Genomic DNA, 18,156 nt, shown 5'->3' on the forward strand with positions numbered 1-18,156 from the left:
CCCGGCAGGTTTAGATGACACGCCCGCGCCTTCTCGTCCTGTCGCTCGGCGGCACCATCACCATGACCGCGGCGGACCCCGCCGCCGGGGCGGGGATCACGCCCACGCTCGGCGCGGCCGACCTCGTCGCCGCCGTGCCGGGGCTCGGCGAGGTGGCGCAGATCGAGGCGCGCTCGCCGCAGCGCCTGCCCAGCGCCTCGCTCGGGCTCGACCATGTGGTGGGGGTGGCGCAGGAGATCCGCGCCGGCTTCGCGCAGGGCTTCGACGGCGCCATCGTGATCCAGGGCACCGACACGCTGGAGGAGACCGCCTTCGCGCTCGACCTGCTGCTGCGCGAGGAGCAGCCGGTGGTGGTGACTGGCGCCATGCGGGGCGCGCAGGCGCCCGGCGCCGAGGGGCCGGCGAACCTGCTGGCCGCCGCCATCGTCGCGACGAGCACGGAGGCGCGCGGGCTCGGCGCGCTGGCGGTGCTGAACGACGAGATCCACGCCGCGCGGCTGGTGCGCAAGGCGCATTCGGCGCTCGCCAGCGCCTTCGTCTCCGACAATGGCGGGCCGCTGGGCGTGGTGGCGGAGGGCCGGGCGCGCCTTCTCACCCGCGTCGGCCGGATCGACCTGCCGGCCTTTGCGCCGGCCGCAGCGCTGCCGCCGGTGGCGCTGCTCAAGATGGCGATGGGCGATGATGGGCGGCTGCTGCGCGCCGTGCCGGAGCTCGGCTATGCCGGGCTCGTCCTCGAGGGGATGGGCGCGGGCCATGTGCCGGCCGACCTGGCGGAGGACGTTGGCGCCATCGCCGCCGCGCTGCCGGTGGTGCTGGCGAGCCGGACGCTGGCCGGGCCGGTGTTCGAGCGCACCTATGGCTATGCCGGGTCAGAGATCGACCTGATCGCGCGCGGGCTCGTTCCCGCCGGCTTCCTCACCGGCCCGAAGGCGCGGCTGCTGCTGACGCTGGCGCTGGCCTCGGGATGGGACGCGGCGGCGATCCGCGCCGCGTTCGCCGCCTACGGGTGAACGAGATAGAGGCGCCGGCCGGAGGGGCTGGGGAAGCGGGCGTGCTCTGGACACGTCGCCGCCTCGACCCGGGCCGCACCTCCGGCCGGCGCATCCGGCCGATCGCGTTGCCGCCGTGCCGGATGGTCCGTACGCAACTCAGGCGGAGCGCCGGAGTTCCCCGATCGCGGCCGATGCGTCGCCCTGGCGGGCGATCAGATCGGCGAGGTTCGGCGTCTCGGCGAAGGCGCCGGTCGGGCTGACCAGGCCGCGCGCGCCATCAAGCGCGCCCGGGGCGAGCTCGAGCGCGAGGAAGCGCGAACGGTCGAAGGCGCCGGGCAGCCACAGCCCGCCGGTCGGCGCGGTCGAGAAGCCGAAGCGCGCATAATAGGGCGCGTCGCCCACCAGCAGGATCGCGCCATGGCCGCACCGGGCGGCCTCGCAGATCGCCGTGTTCATCAGCGCGGCGCCCAGCCCCCGGGCGCGGAACCACGGGTGCACGGCGAGCGGGCCGAGCAGCAGCGCGGGACGCTCCGGGCCGGCGGCGACGTGCCACAGGCGCAGCGTGCCGACCACGCGGCCATCCGCGCCATGGGCGGCGAAGGCGAGCCCTTCCGCCGGCAGACGCCCCTCGCGCAGGCGCTCGGAGGTCTTGGCGAGGCGCGCGGCGCGGCCGAAGGCGAGGTCGAGCAGCGCCTCGCGCTGGGCGACGTCCTGCGGGCGCTCCAGCGAGATGGCGGGCGCGGGGCCGGCGAAGTCCGGCACGGCGACCGGGGCGGCGGGGAGGAGATCGGCGACGTGTTCCAAGGTGGCCTCCAAAACCCGGATCGGCCGGGAAAAAGAGGTGGAAGGGAATTGTGAAGGCAGGGTGCGGCGGCCGGCGGCCTCCCGTTCCCCGCCGCCGGTCGCCCGGCCGCGGGGGAGGAAGGAGCCGGCGTGCGGCCGGCTCAGATCACGTAGGATCGCAGCGGGTCGAAGCCGTTGAAGGCCACCGCCGAATAGGTGGTGGTGTAGGCGCCGGTGGCCTCGATCAGCACCTTGTCGCCGATCGCGAGCGACACCGGCAGCATCACCGGGGTCTTCTCGTACAGCACGTCGGCCGAATCGCAGGTCGGGCCGGCGAGCACGCAGGGCTCCACGGCATCGCCGTCATGGGAGGTGCGGATCGGGTAGCGGATCGCCTCTTCCATCGTCTCGGCGAGACCGCCGAACTTGCCGATGTCGAGATAGACCCAGCGCACCTCGTCCTCGGCCGACTTCTTCGAGATCAGCACCACCTCGGCCTCGATCATGCCGGCCGCGCCGACCATGCCGCGGCCCGGCTCGATGATGGTCTGCGGGATGGCGTTGCCGAAATGCCGCGAGAGCGCGCGGAAGATGGCTTCGCCATAGGCCTCGGCCGCCGGCACGTCCTGCAGGTACCTGGCCGGGAAGCCGCCGCCGAGATTGACCAGCGACAGGTGGATGCCCCGATCGGCGCAGGCGCGGAAGATCGCGGAGGCGGAGGCGAGCGCGGAGTCCCACGCCTCGACGTTCTTCTGCTGCGAGCCGACGTGGAAGGAGACGCCATAGGCGACGAGGCCCTGACGGTGGGCATGCTCGAGCACGTCGACCGCCATCTCCGGCACGCAGCCGAACTTGCGCGACAGCGGCCATTCGGCGCCGGCGCCGTCGCACAGGATGCGGCAGAACACCTTCGCGCCGGCGGCGGCGCGGGCCACCTTCTCGACCTCTTCCTCGCAGTCGACCGCGAACAGGCGCACGCCGAGCTGGAAGGCGCGCGCGATGTCGCGCTCCTTCTTGATGGTGTTGCCGAAGGAGATGCGGTCCGCCGTGGCGCCGGCCGCGAGCACCATCTGGATCTCGGGCACCGAGGCGCAGTCGAAGGAGGAGCCGAGCTCGGCGAGCAGGGTGAGCACCTCCGGCGCCGGGTTCGCCTTCACCGCGTAGAAGACGCGCGTGTCCGGCAGCGCCCGGGCGAAGGCGTTGTAATTGGCGCGCACCACGTCGAGATCGACGACGACGCACGGGCCGTCCTCACGTCGGTTGCGCAGAAACTCGCGAATACGGTCGGTCATGGCGCTCTCCCATCGACCAGAAGCTTCGGACCCAGGTGATGCGAACACGCGATGCGAACACTCGCCCGCGGCGCTAATGCGCCGCGCCGATGGCGAAAATCCGCATCCGTTCGCCGGCCGCACGGCATTTTGCCGCAAGGCCGTCTGCAGGAGCCGTGGCACGGACAGGTTCGCGAGCGCCTGTGGAGAACGCTCTCGGCCGATCGGTGCCTTCGCTTGGTACGGGAGGACCCGACCGCACGCCCGGCAAGAAGTAGTGCCTCTTTAGTGTCGCCGACCTTTGGAGGGCCGACCGAGACCAAAAAAGCCCGCTACGTCGTTGCTTCAAGCCACGTTCCCCGCTGAGAGCGGAGTGCGCCGGTTTCGCCTCCGGCTACCGATCTTCCTGGCGACTTTCCGGCCTCTTGTCCGGACTTCCGCCGATCGGCACGCGACCACAGGCACGTGCGAAATTGGGCGAGACGCGATGTAGGGACATTCGCCGTCACATGCAAGCGGATCGTGGGATTTTTTATCTTACACGCCCGATTTCCGGGCCGGCGGCGGCGCGCACGGCACAATGAGCCGGCAAAGCGCATGCCTGCTGGTTTCCCGGCACCGTCATAGCCGGCAACCGGGTGGAAATCAGGAGGTCTTGGAGAGGCCGCCCGCGCGGCCGGAATCAGCCCTCGACGAAGGGCTCGATGCTCTTCGCCTTCATGACGAAGCGGTAGATGCCGTAGAGCGCCAGCAGGCCGAACACGGCCTCGAAGCCGACCTCCCACTCCCAGCTCGCCTCGAACAGCGCCGCGACCGCCCAGCCGGCGGCGAGGCCCGCGCCGATCAGTTCGGCGCCGAGCAGGATGGCGGCACTCACCACCGTGCTCAGATGGTCCCAGCGGATGCGTCGGCCCGTGCTCATCGTCTCAATCCGTCTTATTCGGCGCGGCGCAACCTGCTATGTCGCGCCGCGCGGGTCAAGCCGCACGGTTCGCAGGCAGGCAGGGACGGTCCATGGCAGATCACCTTCACGAAAGCGTTCGCGCCGGACGCGGCATCGTCGCCGCCCCGCATCATCTGGCGGTCGAGGCCGGGCGCGCGGTGCTGGAGGAGGGCGGCAATGCTCTCGAGGCGACGCTCGCCGCCGCCGCCGCGATCGCCGTGGTCTACCCGCACATGACCCAGATCGGCGGCGACGGCTTCTGGCTGATCCGCGACCCGAAGGGCCGGGTCGGCTACATCGAGGCCACCGGCTATGCCGGGGCGAAGGCGACGCAGGCCTTCTACCGCGACCGCGGCCACGACGTCATTCCCCCGCGCGGGCCGCTCGCCGCGCTGACCGTGCCGGGCCAGATCGGCGGCTGGCAGCTCGCGCTGGAGACCGCCGCCGCGCTCGGCGGGCGGATGCCGATGCGCCGGCTGCTGGAAGCGGCGATCGGCCACGCCCGCGCCGGCGTGCCGGTCTCGGCCTCGCAGCACCGGCTGACGCAGGAAAAGCGCGCCGAGCTCGCCCCGGTGCCGGGCTTCGCCGAAACCTTCCTCGACGCCGAGGGCAAGGTGCCCGAGCCCGGCGCGCGGCTTCGCTTCGAGCGGCTCGCCGACACGCTGGAACATCTCGGCCGCGCCGGGTTCGACGATTATTACCGCGGCGATGTCGGGCGCGAGATCGCCGCCGACCTCGAGCGCGCCGGCAGCCCGGTGACGCGCGAGGACCTCACCGCCTATCGCGCGCTGCGGCGCGAGCCGCTGAAGCTGAAGCTCGCCAATATGGAGCTGTGGGCCTCGCCCCCGCCGACCCAGGGGCTGGCGACGCTGATCATCCTCGGCGTGTTCGAGCGCCTCGGCGTCGCCGCGCCGGAGGGCTTCGCGCATCTGCACGGGCTGATCGAGGCCACCAAGCGCGCCTTCCTGATCCGCGACCGGGTGGTGACCGATTTCGACCACCTCACCCGCGACCCGGCCGCCTTCCTCACTCCGGCGGCGCTGGCGCGCGAGGCGGCGGCGATCGAGCCGCGCCAGGCCGCGCCCTGGCCGCATCCCGCCCGGCGCGGCGACACGGTCTGGCTCGGCGCCACCGACCAGAGCGGCATCACCGTCTCCTACATCCAGTCGATCTACTGGGAGTTCGGCGCCGGGCTGGTGCTGCCGGCGACCGGGGTGCTGATGCAGAACCGCGGCACCTCCTTCTCGCTCGACCCGCGCGCGCGCAACCCGCTGATGCCGGGCCGGCGCCCGTTCCACACCCTCAATCCCGGCATGGCGCAGCTCGCCGACGGGCGCGTCGTCGCCTATGGCACGATGGGCGGCGAGGGCCAGCCGCAGACCAATGCGGCGGTGGTGAGCCGCTACGCCATGTTCGGCGTGCCGCTGGGCGAGGCGGTGGCGCGCCCGCGCTGGGTGCTGGGCCGCACCTGGGGCTCCGACCTCGTCAACCTGCGGGTGGAAGGGGCGATCGACAGCGCGGTGGCCGAGGCGCTGGAGCGCGCCGGCCACGACGTCGAGGTGCTGCCCGACGCCTATTCGGACATGATGGGCCACGCCGGTGCGGTGGTGCTGCATCCCGAGGGGGCGGGGGTGGAGGGCACCCACGACCCGCGCGCCGATGGCGGGGCGGCCGGGGTCTGAGCCGCTTCACGGAACGGTCACATCAACATGCGACAGGCGCGGCGATGGAAACGATTCTGACCAATGCCCGCCTCGTCGTGACCGACCGCGTCGTCGAGGGCACGCTGGTGCACGAGGACGGCGTGATCCGCGCGCTCGACGAGGGCCGCTCGCAGCTTCCGGCGGCGGTCGACTGCGAGGGCGCCTTCATCGCCCCCGGCCTGATCGACCTGCACACCGACGCGCTGGAAGGCCATTTCGTGCCGCGCCCGAAGGTGATCTGGCCGGATGCGCGCGCCGCCGCCCTCGCCCATGACGCGCAGATGGCGGCCTCGGGCATCACCACGGTCTACGACGCGATCTGCGCCGGCGCCTTCGACCAGGCCAAGGCCGACCGGCGCGCGCTCTACGAGGTGATGCTGGAGACGGTGCACCAGGGCGGGGCGCGCGGCATGTTCCGGGTCGACCACCGCCTGCACCTGCGCTGCGAATTGACCGACCCGAACCTGCCGGAGCTGGTCGAGATCGCCCATGACCGGGCGGCGGTGCACCTCGCCTCGCTGATGGACCACACGCCCGGCACGCGGCAATGGCGCAATGTCGAGCATCTCAAGGTCTACCTCACCGGCATCGGCAAGGGCGGCGACGACATCGACCGCGAGGTGGCCTGGCGCATCGAGCGCGCGCGCGACGCGGTGGCGGGCAACCATGCGCGCATGGTCGCCGCCTTCGCCGGCTCGGGCATCGTGCTGGCGAGCCACGACGACACCACGCCCTCCCATGTCGAGGAGGCGGTGGCGGCGGGCTGCACCATCTCCGAATTCCCGACCACCATCGACGCCGCGCGTGCGGCGCGCGGCGCGGGCCTCGCCACCATCGGCGGCGCGCCCAACGTGGTGCGCGGCGGCTCTCATTCGGGCGGGGCGTCGATGCGCGAGCTGGCGGGCGAAGGACTGCTCGACGCCCTCGCCTCGGACTACGTGCCCGCAAGCCTGCTGCAGGCGGCGCTGGCGCTGACCCGGCCGGCCGGCGCGGACGGGCAGGCGGAACCGGATGCGGCTACTGAACCCGACGCGCCCGCCGCACTCGATCTTCCCGCCGCGCTGGCGCTGGTGAGCGCGGTGCCGGCGCGCCTCGCCGGGCTCGACGACCGCGGGCGGCTGGAGAAGGGGCTGCGGGCCGACCTCGTCGCCTTCCGCCTCGTCGACGACACCCCGCTGGTGCGCGAGGTCACGCGCGGCGGCCGGCGCGTGTTCTGATACCGTGCGTGCCTCCAACCCGTGCGTGTCCTGATTCCATGAACCAGCCCCGCTATGCCGTCTATTACGCCCCGCCGGCGCAGAGTCCGCTCTGGCGCTTCGGCTCCAGCGTGCTCGGCTACGACGCCGAGACCGGCGAGGAGTGCGCCCTTCCGGCGCTGCGCCGCTTCGACGCCGAGCGCTGGCGCGAGATCACCAGCGAGCCGCGCCGCTACGGCTTCCACGGCACGCTGAAGGCGCCGTTCCGCCTCGCCGACGGCCGCAGCGAGTCCGAACTGGAGGCCGCCTGTACCCGCTTCGCCGCCGCGCGCGCGCCCTTCGCCTGCACCGGCATCCAGCTCGCCGTGCTCGGCCGGTTCCTGGCGCTCAGGACAGTGACGCCCTGCGCCGCGCTCGACCGGCTCGCCGCCGGCGCGGTGACCGCCTTCGACGATTTCCGCGCGCCGATGAGCGAGGCCGAGCGCGAGAAGCGCCTGCGCGCGCCGCTCACCCCGCGCCAGCAGGACCAGCTCGCGCGCTGGGGCTACCCCTATGTGCTGGACGATTTCCGCTTCCACATGACGCTGACCGGCGGACTGGACGAGGAGGAGCGGGGCCTCGCCGAGGCCGAGCTCGCCGCCCATCTCGCCGGCAGCGGCGCCGACGGGCCGCTGATCGTCAGCGAGGTCGCGCTCTACAAGCAGGAGAACGGCCCGTTCCGGCTGATCGGGCGCTACCCGTTCGGGAGCTGACCGGCGGAGGACGAGGCATGACGGGGCCTGAGACGACGGAGCCGCGAACAACGAAGCCCCGGAAGACCCGGCTCGGCGTCGAGCCGCTGGTCGACCCGAGCGCTGAGCTGCGCCGATGCACGCTCGGGCGCTACACCGAGATCGGCCCGCGCACGCGGCTGCTCGAGGTCGAACTCGGCGATTATTCCTACGTGGTCAATGATTGCGACATCGCCCATGCGCGCATCGGCAAGTTCGCCTCGATCGCGGCGATGACCCGGATCAACCCCGGCAACCACCCGATGGAGCGGGCGAGCCAGGCCCATTTCACCTATCGCGCCGGCGACTATTTCGAGGACGCGCAGGACGAGCCCGGCTTCTTCGAGCGGCGGCGCGCGCAGCCGGTGACGATCGGCCACGACGTGTGGATCGGCCACGGCGCCATCGTGCTGCCCGGCCGCAGCGTCGGCGACGGCGCGGTGATCGCGGCGGGCGCCGTGGTGACGAAGGACGTCGCGCCCTATGCCGTGGTGGCGGGCGTGCCGGCGCGGGTGGTGCGCCAGCGCTTCGCGCCGGAGATCGCCGCGCGCCTGCAGGCGCTCGCTTGATGGGACTGGGAACACGCGCGCCTGCACGCCGCGCTGGAGGATTTCCGCACGCTGGAGATCGAGGCCTTCCTCGCGCGGCACGGCGGCTGAAGCGCGCGGCGTCCCACCGGCGCGGGCGGTTCGCGGCGCGGTCACGCCCGCGTGTCGGCACGGCGCCGGCGGCGTCTCGACCCTTGCGCCGGCCCGAGCCCGCCGCTACGGCTTGGGCGCGAGACCGAGGAGAGCCGCATGGCGGGAACTGCGATCGAGGTGGACGAGCTGCTGGCGCGGCGGAGGCTGCGGCGCAAGCTGGTCTTCTGGCGCGTGCTCGCCCTGCTGATCCTGCTCACCGCCGGATTCGGCGCGTTCTTCTGGCTCAGCAACGGCGCCTTCCTGCCGCGCAACGCGCCGCATGTGGCGCGGGTGAAGATCGGCGGGCTGATCCGCAACGAGCGCGAGCGCACCAAGCTGCTGGAGGCCATCGGCCGTTCGGGCGCGCGGGCGGTGATCCTTTCCATCGACAGCCCCGGCGGCACGGTGGTCGGCTCGGCCGCGCTCTATGACGAGTTGCGCGCGCTGGCGAAGAAGAAGCCCGTCGTCGCGGTGGTCGAAGGCATGGCGGCCTCGGGCGCCTATATCGCGGCGATGGGTGCCGACCACATCGTCGCCCCGCGCAACGCGCTGGTGGGCTCGATCGGCGTCATCTTCCAGTTTCCCAACTTCTCCGAGCTGATGAAGACGGTCGGCGTCTCCTATGAGGAGATCAAGTCGAGCCCGCTCAAGGCGGCGCCGAACATGTTCGATCCGCCCACCGAGGAGGCGCGCGCGGCGATCCGCTCGCTGGTGGAGGACAGCTATGGCTGGTTCAAGGATCTGGTCTCGCAGCGCCGGCTGATCACCGGCGACAAGCTGGCCGAGGCGTCGGACGGGCGGGTGTTCACCGGCCACCAGGCGCTGCCGCTGCGGCTGATCGACGAGATCGGGGACGAGGATACCGCGCGCGACTGGCTGGAGCGCGAGCGCGGCGTGCCGAAGAGCCTGCCGGTGCGCGACTGGCACACCGAGCGCGCCGGCGACGAGTTCGGCTGGCTGTCGGGTATCGCGATCCACCTCATGTCCCTGATCGGGCTGGGAGACTTCGCTCATGCGATTATTGACCCGACGGGCGGGGTCGCGGCACAGGCGCGCCTTGACGGTCTGTTGGCCCTCTGGCACCCTCGCTGAGGCTAGACGGGCCAAGAGCTTCCAAAATATGATCTTTTCTGGTTTTCCGACAAGCCGGACAAAAAAAGGGGCGGGGCGTCGATGATCAAGTCCGAGCTTGTTCAGCGTATTGCGGAAGCCAATCCGCATCTATACCAGCGCGATGTCGAAAACATCGTCAATGCGATACTCGACGAGATCGTCTCGGCGCTGGCGCGTGGCGACCGGGTCGAGCTGCGCGGCTTCGGCGCCTTCTCGGTGAAGGCGCGCCCGGCCCGCACCGGCCGCAACCCGCGCACCGGCGCGCATGTGGCTGTCGACGGCAAGGCGGTGCCCTATTTCAAGACGGGCAAGGAAATGCGCGAACGCCTGAACGACGGCGTCGACCTCGAATGATGCAAGCGGGCGGCGCGCACGCCGGGCCGCCATCGAAACGAACCGAACTGCCGAGGAGCCCCGCGTGCTGCGCCGGATCGTCCTGACCCTCATCCTGGTTCCCGTCTCCGTGGCGGTGATCCTGCTCGCCGTCGCCAACCGCCACGCGGTGCCGCTGATGCTCGACCCGTTCGCCGGCGCGTCCGGCATGAACGTCGAGCTGCCGCTGTTCCTGGTGGTATTCGCGGCGCTGATCCTCGGCGTCGTGCTGGGCGGCGTCAGCGTATGGCTGACCCAGGGCCGCTACCGCCGCGACGCCCGCCGCAACCGGCGCGAGGCGCAGCGCGCCAATGTCGAGGCCGACGCGCTGCGCGGCGCCCTCGCCGCGCGCACCGCGCCGGCCGGAACCTCTTCCGCGGCCAAGCCGGCCAGCCTGTCGCTCGCCTCCAGCCCGCAGACCCCGGCCCTCGCCGACCGCCGCAGCGCGGCCTGAGCGGGCCGCGAGACCGGCGATGACACGCCCCGCGCGGCGCCGCACGTTGCTCCCCATATGGCGGCCGCGATGAGCGAGCTGCGCTTCGTGACCGCCGGCGAGATCGCCGGGCTGCTCACCTTCCCCGCCCTGATCGACGCGCTCGACGCCGCCTTCCGCCGGCGGATCGAGGTGCCGGTGCGCCACCACCACGCGATCGAGCGGCCCGAGGGCGAGGCGACGCTGCTGCTGATGCCGGCCTGGACCGCCGAGGGGACCGAGGACGACGTGCTCGGCACCAAGCTGGTCACCGTGTTTCCGGCCAATGGCGCGCGCGGGCTCGACAGCGTCACCGGCCTGTTCATCCTCAACTCGGCGGCGACCGGCTTTCCTCTGGCGGTGATGGACGGGCGCGCGCTCACCCTGTGGCGCACCGCGGCAGCCTCGGCGCTCGCCGCGCGCTACCTCGCGCGCCCGGATGCGAACCGGCTCGCGGTGATCGGCGCCGGGGCGCTGGCGCCTTATCTCGCCCGCGCCCATGCCAGCGTGCGGCCGATCCGCTCGATCGCGGTGTGGAACCGCACCCATCAGAAGGCCGAGGCGATGGCGGCTGCGCTGCGCGCCGACGGCTTCGAGGCCGAGGCGGTGAGCGAGCGCGGCGCGGCGATCGGCGGGGCGGACATCGTCGCCTCGGCGACGCTCTCGCCGCAGCCGCTGGTCGAGGGGCGCTTCCTCGTGCCCGGCCAGCATGTCGACCTCGTCGGCGGCTTCACCCCGACCATGCGCGAGGCCGACGACGAGGCGGTCCGCCGCGCGCGGGTCTATGTCGACACCCGCGCCGGGGCGATGAAGGAGGCGGGCGACATCGTGATCCCGCTGGCGAGCGGCCTGCTGCGCCGCGAAGGCCCGGGCGGGGTCGAGGGCGACCTGTTCGAGCTCGCCGCCGGCACCGCGCCGGGGCGCGGCTCGGCGAGCGAGATCACCCTGTTCAAGTCGGTCGGCACCGCGATCGAGGACCTCGCCGCCGCCGAGCTGGTGTGGAAGGCGCTGAAGACGACCTGACCGCCGGCGGTGCCGCTCGCCCTCAGGGAGAGGCAGTTTCGGCAATCGTGAAGAGCCGAGACCGGCGACCCGGTCCGCTCGCCCTCGCGGGGGAGAACGCCGTCAGTGGCCCGGGCGGCCGGCGGTGCGCTCGCGGGCGGCGTCGAGACGCTCGATGATCGCCTTGGCGACCAGCGTCACCAGCGCCACGCCGGTGAGGATGGTGGCGACCGCGAAGGCGGCGACCGCGTTGTTGTCCTGGTAGAGCAGCTCGATCTGCAGCGGCAGCGTGTTGGTCTGGCCGCGGATGTTGCCGGAGACGATCGACACCGCGCCGAACTCGCCCATGACGCGCGCGTTGCACAGCGCCGCGCCGTAGAGCAGGGCGAAGCGCACATTGGGCAGGGTGACGAGGCGCAGGATGCGCCAGCCGCTGGCGCCCAGCGTCACCGCCGCCTCCTCCTCCTCCGAGCCCTGCGCGATCATCAGCGGGATCAGCTCGCGCGCCACGAAGGGCGCGGTGACGAACAGGCTGGCGAGGATGATGCCCGGCACCGCGAACATGATCTTGATGTCGTGCGCCTCGAGAAACGGCCCGAGCAGGCCCTGCGCGCCATAGACGAACAGGTAGGACACGCCGGCGATGATCGGCGAGATCGAGAAGGGCAGCTCCACCAGCGCCACCAGCAGGTTGCGGCCGGGGAAGGCGAACTTGGCGATGCACCACGCCGCGGCGATGCCGAAGCCGATATTGATCGGCACCACGATCAGGGCCGTGAGCACGGTCAGCCAGATCGCATATTGCGTGTCGGACGAGGCGAAGGAAGCGGTGTAGGCGGCGATGCCCTGGCGGAACGCCTCGGCGAAGATGGCGGCGAGCGGCGCCACCAGCGCGAGCAGGGTCACCACCAGCACCACGGCGATCATCACCCGCCGCGTCGCCGGCCCGTCGCCGACCCGGATGCGGCGCGGCGCATGGTTCGCCCCCGCCGCGCCGGAGGCGAGCGGGTCGGTGAGGAGGGGGTCGGGCAGCAGCGGGGCGGTTATCCGTGGGTCTGGCACTTGAGGCTGCGGCGTCGAGGTGGGTTCCGAAGCCATGCTCAGTCTCCCGTCCCGATCCGGCGCTGCTGCCAGAGCTGGATCATGTTGACGACGAACAGCATCACGAAGGCGAGGCCGAGCAGCGTCGCGGCGATGGCGGCGGCGGCCGGATAGTCATATTCCTCGATGCGGATGAAGGTGAGCAGCGAGACCACCTCGGTCTTCATCGGCCGGTTGCCGGCGATGAAGATGATGGCGCCGAACTCGCCCAGCGAGCGCGCGAAGCCGAGCGAGGCGCCGGTGAGGAAGGCCGGGAAGATGGCCGGGAAGATCACCCGCGCGAAGATGCGCAGATCCGACGCGCCGAGCGTGGCGGCGGCCTCCTCGACATCGGCGGCGAGATCCTCCAGCACCGGCTGCACCGTGCGCACCACGAAGGGGATGGAGGTGAAGGCCATCGCCACCGCGATGCCGATCGGCGTGTAGGCGACCTCGATGCCGAGGCCGGCCAGCGGGCCGCCGAACCAGCCGTTCTTCGCGAACAGCGCCGAGAGCGCGATGCCGGCCACCGCCGTGGGCAGGGCGAAGGGCACGTCGACCAGCGCGTCGAGCAGGCGGCGGCCGGGAAACTCGTAGCGCACCAGCACCCAGGCCAGCGCCAGCCCGTAGACGGCATTGAACAGGGTGGCCAGCGCCGCGGTCGTCAGCGTCACCTCGAAAGCGGCAAAGGTGCGCGCGCCGGTGAGGATGGCGAGGTAGCGCGACCAGCCGATATCGGTCGCCTGCCACACCAGCGCGGCCAGCGGCAGCAGCACGATCAGGCTGAGATAGAACAGGGTGATGCCGAGCGAGAGCGCAAAGCCCGGGACGACGCGGTTCAACGTTTCGGCTCCTCTGCCCGCCCGGTTTCGCGACATGGCCTAAAGCCGCAGGAGCTTCGGGCATGCCGCACACTCACATGAATGTCCAGTTTTATCGGGTATTCACATTCAAGGCGCGGTGAACCGGACATCTTGCCCGCGCGCCGGTGACGGTCGACACAGGCGGACGACCCCGTGCCGCGATTCCCGCCCGGAGGAGGCCCGCTTGCTCGACCATATCTTCCTCACCGTGAGCGACACGGCGCGCTCGACCGCCTTTTACGAGCGGGTGATGCCGATCCTGGGCATTACCGCCCGGCACGACTATGACGGACGCCAGGGCCCGGCCGGGCATCCCGATCTGACGGGGTTCGGGGCGAAGGGCCGGATATTCTTCTGGCTGCGCCCGGGCACGCCGTCTCCCGACGCGGTGCATGTCGGCCTTGTCGCCGATTCCGAGGCGATGGTGGACGCGGCCTATGCCGAGGCGCTGGCGGCGGGCGCGCAGGCGATACACCCGCCCGGCCCGCAGCTTCACTACGATCCCCGCTATTACGCGGCGCAGGTCCGCGACCCGGACGGCTACAGCCTCGAATTCGTGTTCAAGAGCTGGCAGCACGCCGACCGGGCGGGCTGACGCCGGCGCCCGGGGGCGCCGGCAAGGCCGGTCACTGGCCGACGAACAGCTCGTCGAGCTTGCCGCCGGAGGCGAAATGGTCCGCCTGGACCTTCTGCCAGCCGCCGAATACGTCCTCCACCTTGACGAGGCGCACGGGCGCGAACTTCGACTTGAACTCCTCGGCGACGGCGGCGTCGGCGACCCGGTTGTTGGCCTCGGCCGCGATGCGCTGGCCCTCGGGCGAGTAGAGCCAGGTGAGGTAGTCGGTCGCGATCTTGCGCGAGCCGCGCTTGTCCACGACCTTGTCGACCACCGCCACAGGGAATTCGGCGAGCAGGCTGACCGGCGGCACCACGACCTGGAAGTTCTTGTCCTTGTAGGCGTCCTTCACGCTGATGACCTCGGCCTCGAAGGTGATCAGCACGTCGCCCTGCTCGCGCTCGACGAAGGAGGTGGTGGCGCCGCGCCCGCCGGTGTCGAACACCACGACGTTGGAGAACAGCTTCTTCACGAAGGCGTCGGCCTTGGCGGTGTCGCCGCCGAACTTCTCCAGTGCATAGGCATAGGCGGCGAGATAGGTGTAGCGCGCATTGCCCGAGGTCTTCGGGTTGGGGAACACCAGCTTGACGTCGTCGCGCACCAGGTCGTCCCAGTTCTTCACGCCCTTCGGGTTGCCCTCGCGCACCAGGAAGGCGGGGAAGGAGTACCAGGGCGAGGAGGCGTTGGGCAGGCGCGACTGCCAGTCCTTGGCGACGAAGCCCTTGTCGACCAGGAACTGGATGTCGGTGATCTGGTTGAAGGTCACGACGTCGGCGGCGAGGCCCTCGACGATCGAGCGCGCCTGCTTCGAGGTGCCGGCGTGGCTCTGGTCGACCTTGATGTCCTTGCCGGTCTTTTCCTTGTAGGCCGGCTCGAACTGCTTGTTGATGGCCTCGAACAGCTCGCGGGCGATGTCGTAGGAGGCGTTGAGGATGGTGGTCGGCTCATCCGCACGGGCCGCCGTGGCGAAGCCCGGCAGGGCGAGAGAGGCCAGGGCGGGCGCCATCACGGGCGCGGCCATGGCGGAGAGGAACAGGCGGCGCGAGAGGCGCATGGCAATTCTCCACTGATCGCAGCCGGCGCGGCGCGGCCGAAACGGGCGCCGATCACCATTTGCATTAGAATTATGTGAAATAAGATATTTCACATTGCATTTCGTGTAGCATGGACAATTTCGCTGCGGAAGAGGGATAATGGCGATCCGCTGTTTGGGCCGGCCCCAAGCTGCGCCCTCACCCGGCACCCGTGCCGCGCGGATGGCGCCCGGCGGGCGCTGCGGGCGCAAAGTCCGCCGGACGTCGCGTTTGCCTGCCCCCGGTGTCGGGTCCGCCAGCCATCAAGACCTCGCCTCGCGCGCCCGATCCGTGCTAGTGGGCTCTGTTCGAGGAGACCGCCTTGTCGCTTGAGATCAAGATATGCGGGCTCAGCACCCTCGAGACGCTCGACGCCGCGCTCGGCGCCGGGGCGGACATGGTGGGTGTCGTGTTCTTTGCGCCGAGCCCGCGCAATGTCGACCTTGCCACCGCGCGCCGGCTCGCCGCGCACGCGCGCGGGGAGGGTGCGTCTGCGCGCGTCGCCGCGCTGACCGTCGACGCCGAGGACGAGGCGCTTGCCGCGATCGTCGAGGCGGTGCGCCCGGACCTGCTTCAGCTTCATGGCCGCGAGACCCCCGAGCGCGTCGCCGCGGTCCGCGCCCGCTTCGGCCTGCCGGTGATGAAGGCGGTCGGCATCGCCACCCGCGCCGATCTCGGCCGGCTCGGCGCCTATGAGGGCGTCGCCGACCGGCTACTGCTCGACGCCAAGGCACCCAAGGGCGCGGCGCTGCCCGGCGGCAACGGCGTGCCGTTCGACTGGGCGCTGCTGTCCGGGCTCGAGCTCCGAGTGCCCTACATGCTCTCGGGCGGGCTCGACCCGTCCAATGTCGGCGCTGCGCTGCGCCTGGCGCACCCGTCCGGCGTCGACGTCTCCTCCGGCGTCGAGAGCGCGCCCGGCCTCAAGGACCCCGCGCGCATCGAGGCCTTCATACGCGCGGCCCGCGCTGCCGAGAGAGAGGCGCGCGAGGCCGGCACGCACGAAATCGCCGGCCGCCCGGCCGATCCCAACCCGGCCGCCGCCCCGGCGACGGCCTCCCCAGCCAACCAGACGAGCCCTGCGTCGTGACTGTTCTGAATTCCTTCCGCACCGGCCCCGACGAGAACGGGCATTTCGGCATATTCGGCGGACGTTTCGTGGCCGAAACGCTCATGCCGCTGATCCTCGACCTGCAGAAGGCCTATGAGGAGGCCAAGGCCGATCCCGCCTACAAGGCGGAGATGGATGCCGGGCTGAAGCACTATGTCGGCCGGCCGAGCCCGCTCTATTACGCCGAGCGCTTCACCGAGCACCTGCGCGCCGGCGCGGGCGAGGGGCTCGGCGCCAAGGTCTACTTCAAGCGCGAGGAGCTGAACCACACGGGTTCGCACAAGGTGAACAACGTGCTCGGCCAGATCCTGCTCGCCCGCCGCATGGGCAAGGAGCGCATCATCGCCGAGACCGGCGCGGGCCAGCACGGCGTCGCCACCGCCACGCTGTGCGCGCGCTACGGGCTGAAATGCGTGGTCTATATGGGCGCGCTCGACGTCGCCCGGCAGGCGCCCAACGTGTTCCGCATGAAGATGCTGGGCGCCGAGGTGGTGCCGGTCGAGGCCGGTGCCAAGACGCTCAAGGACGCGATGAACGAGGCGCTGCGCGACTGGGTCACCAACGTCCACGACACGTTCTACTGCATCGGTACGGTGGCGGGCCCGCACCCCTACCCGGCCATGGTGCGCGACTTCCAGAGCGTGATCGGCAACGAGACCCGCGAGCAGATGATGGAGGCCGAAGGGCGCCTGCCCGACAGCCTGATCGCCTGCATCGGCGGCGGCTCCAACGCCATGGGCCTGTTCCACCCCTTCCTCGACGATCCTTCCGTGAAGATCTGGGGCGTCGAGGCGGCCGGCCACGGCATACCGAGCGGCGAGCACGCCGCCTCGCTAACCGGCGGGCGCCCGGGCGTGCTGCACGGCAACCGCACCTACCTGCTGATGGACGATGACGGGCAGATCATCGAGGCGCACTCGATCTCCGCCGGCCTCGACTATCCCGGCATCGGCCCCGAGCATGCCTGGCTGCACGACACCGGCCGCGCCACCTACATCTCCGCGACCGACAAGGAGGCGCTGGCCGCCTTCCAGCTCGTGTCGAAGCTCGAGGGCATCATCCCGGCGCTGGAGCCGGCGCATGCGCTCGCCAAGGTGATCGAACTCGCCCCGACCCTGCCGAGGGAGCACCTGATGGTGGTCAACCTCTCGGGCCGCGGCGACAAGGACATTCCGCAGGTGGCGGAGATTCTGGGGACCAAGATATGACCACCCGCCTCGCCACCCGTTTCAAGGCCTGCGCCGAACAGGGCCGCGCCGCGCTGGTGACCTTCATCACCGCCGGCGACCCGGATCACGACACCTCGCTCGCCCTGCTCAAGGCGCTGCCCGCCGCCGGCGCCGACGTGATCGAGCTCGGCGTGCCCTTCACCGACCCGATGGCCGACGGCCCGGCGATCCAGGCCGCGGGGCTGCGCGCGCTCAAGGCCGGGCAGACGCTGGCCAAGACGCTCGCCATGGTGCGCGCGTTCCGCGCCGGCGAGGCGGACACGCCGGTCGTGCTGATGGGCTACTACAACCCGATCTATATCTACGGCGTCGAGCGCTTCCTGAACGACGCCAGGGAGGCCGGGGTCGACGGGCTGATCGTGGTCGACCTGCCGCCGGAAGAGGACAACGAGCTGTGCCTGCCGGCGCTCAAGGCCGGGCTCGACTTCATTCGCCTCGCCACCCCGACCACCGACGACCGGCGCCTGCCGGCGGTGCTCGCGAACACGGCGGGCTTCGTCTACTACGTCTCCATCACCGGCATCACCGGCGCGGCGACACCCGACGCCGACGTGGTCGGCCAGGCGGTGGCGCGCATCAAGCGCCACACCGGCCTGCCGGTCGCGGTCGGCTTCGGCGTGAAGACCCCGGCCCAGGCGGCCGCGATCGCCGCCGGCGCCGACGGGGTGGTGGTCGGCTCGGCGCTGATCGACGCGCTGCGCGGCTCGCTCGACGCCGGGGAGCGGGCGACGCCCGCCACCGTTCCCGCCGTCACCGGCCTCGTCAGCGCCCTCGCCGAGGCGGTGCGCGGGGTCGCCCGGGCGGCGGCCGAATAGGGCCGGCCTTTTCATCGCCCCGCTTGAGGCTTAGATGAGGCTCACACGAGCCTTGGATGGGCCCTCGACGCGAGG

The 18,156-nt window shown here is 71.4% G+C and carries 18 protein-coding genes and 1 pseudogene; 13 read left to right on the forward strand and 6 right to left on the reverse strand.

Going from position 1 to position 18,156, the window contains the following annotated elements:
- Positions 1-14 precede the first annotated feature (14 nt).
- The gene (locus NVS83_RS08315) at positions 15-1,010 is read left to right on the forward strand and encodes an asparaginase (protein ID WP_258738895.1); all 996 of its coding nucleotides are present in this window, start codon (positions 15-17) and stop codon (positions 1,008-1,010) included.
- Between the two features lie 138 nt (positions 1,011-1,148).
- Here NVS83_RS08315 and NVS83_RS08320 read toward each other — a convergent pair whose 3' ends face one another.
- The 3 genes from NVS83_RS08320 to NVS83_RS08330 all read right to left on the reverse strand — a co-directional run bounded on the left by NVS83_RS08320 (position 1,149) and on the right by NVS83_RS08330 (position 3,968).
- Positions 1,149-1,754, reverse strand: coding sequence for a GNAT family N-acetyltransferase (locus tag NVS83_RS08320; RefSeq protein WP_374115035.1), 606 nt, complete (start codon positions 1,752-1,754; stop codon positions 1,149-1,151).
- 182 nt (positions 1,755-1,936) lie between these two features.
- A complete protein-coding gene (locus NVS83_RS08325) occupies positions 1,937-3,067 on the reverse strand; it encodes a type III PLP-dependent enzyme (RefSeq protein WP_258738896.1) in 1,131 nt (376 codons plus the stop codon).
- A 661-nt stretch (positions 3,068-3,728) separates the two neighbouring features.
- Entirely contained in the window at positions 3,729-3,968 is a 240-nt protein-coding gene (locus tag NVS83_RS08330) for a hypothetical protein (RefSeq protein WP_163074999.1), read from the reverse strand.
- Positions 3,969-4,060: 92 nt separating this feature from the next.
- Between NVS83_RS08330 and NVS83_RS08335 the strand changes: the two genes are divergently transcribed.
- The 8 genes and pseudogenes from NVS83_RS08335 (at position 4,061) to lhpI (ending at position 11,318) form a co-directional block, all read left to right on the forward strand.
- The gene (locus tag NVS83_RS08335) at positions 4,061-5,671 is read left to right on the forward strand and encodes a gamma-glutamyltransferase family protein (protein WP_258738897.1); all 1,611 of its coding nucleotides are present in this window, start codon (positions 4,061-4,063) and stop codon (positions 5,669-5,671) included.
- Positions 5,672-5,715: 44 nt separating this feature from the next.
- Positions 5,716-6,909, forward strand: coding sequence for an alpha-D-ribose 1-methylphosphonate 5-triphosphate diphosphatase (locus NVS83_RS08340; RefSeq protein WP_258738898.1), 1,194 nt, complete (start codon positions 5,716-5,718; stop codon positions 6,907-6,909).
- A 38-nt stretch (positions 6,910-6,947) separates the two neighbouring features.
- Entirely contained in the window at positions 6,948-7,640 is a 693-nt protein-coding gene (locus NVS83_RS08345) for a DUF1045 domain-containing protein (protein WP_258738899.1), read from the forward strand.
- 17 nt (positions 7,641-7,657) lie between these two features.
- Positions 7,658-8,317 (forward strand): annotated as a pseudogene (locus NVS83_RS08350) (DapH/DapD/GlmU-related protein).
- Between the two features lie 138 nt (positions 8,318-8,455).
- Positions 8,456-9,430: a signal peptide peptidase SppA gene (gene sppA, locus NVS83_RS08355; RefSeq protein WP_258738901.1), complete on the forward strand. Its 975-nt coding sequence runs from the start codon at positions 8,456-8,458 to the stop codon at positions 9,428-9,430.
- 81 nt (positions 9,431-9,511) lie between these two features.
- A complete protein-coding gene (gene ihfB, locus NVS83_RS08360; RefSeq protein WP_258732060.1) occupies positions 9,512-9,805 on the forward strand; it encodes an integration host factor subunit beta in 294 nt (97 codons plus the stop codon).
- A 64-nt stretch (positions 9,806-9,869) separates the two neighbouring features.
- On the forward strand, positions 9,870-10,277 hold the full coding sequence (locus tag NVS83_RS08365; RefSeq protein ID WP_258738902.1) for a lipopolysaccharide assembly protein LapA domain-containing protein: 408 nt from the start codon (positions 9,870-9,872) through the stop codon (positions 10,275-10,277).
- Positions 10,278-10,346: 69 nt separating this feature from the next.
- Positions 10,347-11,318 carry a bifunctional Delta(1)-pyrroline-2-carboxylate/Delta(1)-piperideine-2-carboxylate reductase gene (gene lhpI / locus NVS83_RS08370; protein WP_258738903.1) on the forward strand — a complete coding sequence of 324 codons (972 nt, stop codon included), beginning with the start codon at positions 10,347-10,349 and terminating at the stop codon, positions 11,316-11,318.
- 102 nt (positions 11,319-11,420) lie between these two features.
- Here the strand turns inward: lhpI and cysW are convergent, their stop codons facing one another.
- Positions 11,421-12,224 (reverse strand): sulfate ABC transporter permease subunit CysW, encoded by an 804-nt coding sequence (cysW, locus tag NVS83_RS08375; protein WP_258732368.1) that lies wholly within the window; start codon positions 12,222-12,224, stop codon positions 11,421-11,423.
- A gap of 173 nt (positions 12,225-12,397) precedes the next feature.
- A complete protein-coding gene (gene cysT, locus NVS83_RS08380) occupies positions 12,398-13,219 on the reverse strand; it encodes a sulfate ABC transporter permease subunit CysT (RefSeq protein WP_258738904.1) in 822 nt (273 codons plus the stop codon).
- 205 nt (positions 13,220-13,424) lie between these two features.
- Between cysT and NVS83_RS08385 the strand changes: the two genes are divergently transcribed.
- Positions 13,425-13,835, forward strand: a complete 411-nt coding sequence (locus NVS83_RS08385) for a VOC family protein (RefSeq protein ID WP_258738905.1) — start codon at positions 13,425-13,427, stop codon at positions 13,833-13,835.
- A gap of 31 nt (positions 13,836-13,866) precedes the next feature.
- Here NVS83_RS08385 and cysP read toward each other — a convergent pair whose 3' ends face one another.
- Positions 13,867-14,910 (reverse strand): thiosulfate ABC transporter substrate-binding protein CysP, encoded by a 1,044-nt coding sequence (cysP, locus tag NVS83_RS08390; RefSeq protein WP_374114540.1) that lies wholly within the window; start codon positions 14,908-14,910, stop codon positions 13,867-13,869.
- Between the two features lie 341 nt (positions 14,911-15,251).
- Here cysP and NVS83_RS08395 point away from each other — a divergent pair, with 341 nt between their 5' ends.
- Genes NVS83_RS08395 through trpA form a run of 3 tightly spaced genes read left to right on the forward strand, consistent with a single transcriptional unit; the run spans position 15,252 to position 18,081 of the window.
- On the forward strand, positions 15,252-16,016 hold the full coding sequence (locus tag NVS83_RS08395) for a phosphoribosylanthranilate isomerase (RefSeq protein WP_258738906.1): 765 nt from the start codon (positions 15,252-15,254) through the stop codon (positions 16,014-16,016).
- Positions 16,013-17,245, forward strand: coding sequence for a tryptophan synthase subunit beta (gene trpB, locus NVS83_RS08400; protein ID WP_258732371.1), 1,233 nt, complete (start codon positions 16,013-16,015; stop codon positions 17,243-17,245). The genes NVS83_RS08395 and trpB overlap by 4 nt, the downstream gene beginning before the upstream one ends.
- Positions 17,242-18,081, forward strand: a complete 840-nt coding sequence (trpA, locus tag NVS83_RS08405; protein ID WP_258738907.1) for a tryptophan synthase subunit alpha — start codon at positions 17,242-17,244, stop codon at positions 18,079-18,081. The genes trpB and trpA overlap by 4 nt, the downstream gene beginning before the upstream one ends.
- Positions 18,082-18,156: the final 75 nt, after the last annotated feature.

Origin of the sequence: Ancylobacter mangrovi (assembly GCF_024752335.1) — a bacterium.
GTDB lineage: Bacteria > Pseudomonadota > Alphaproteobacteria > Rhizobiales > Xanthobacteraceae > Ancylobacter > Ancylobacter mangrovi.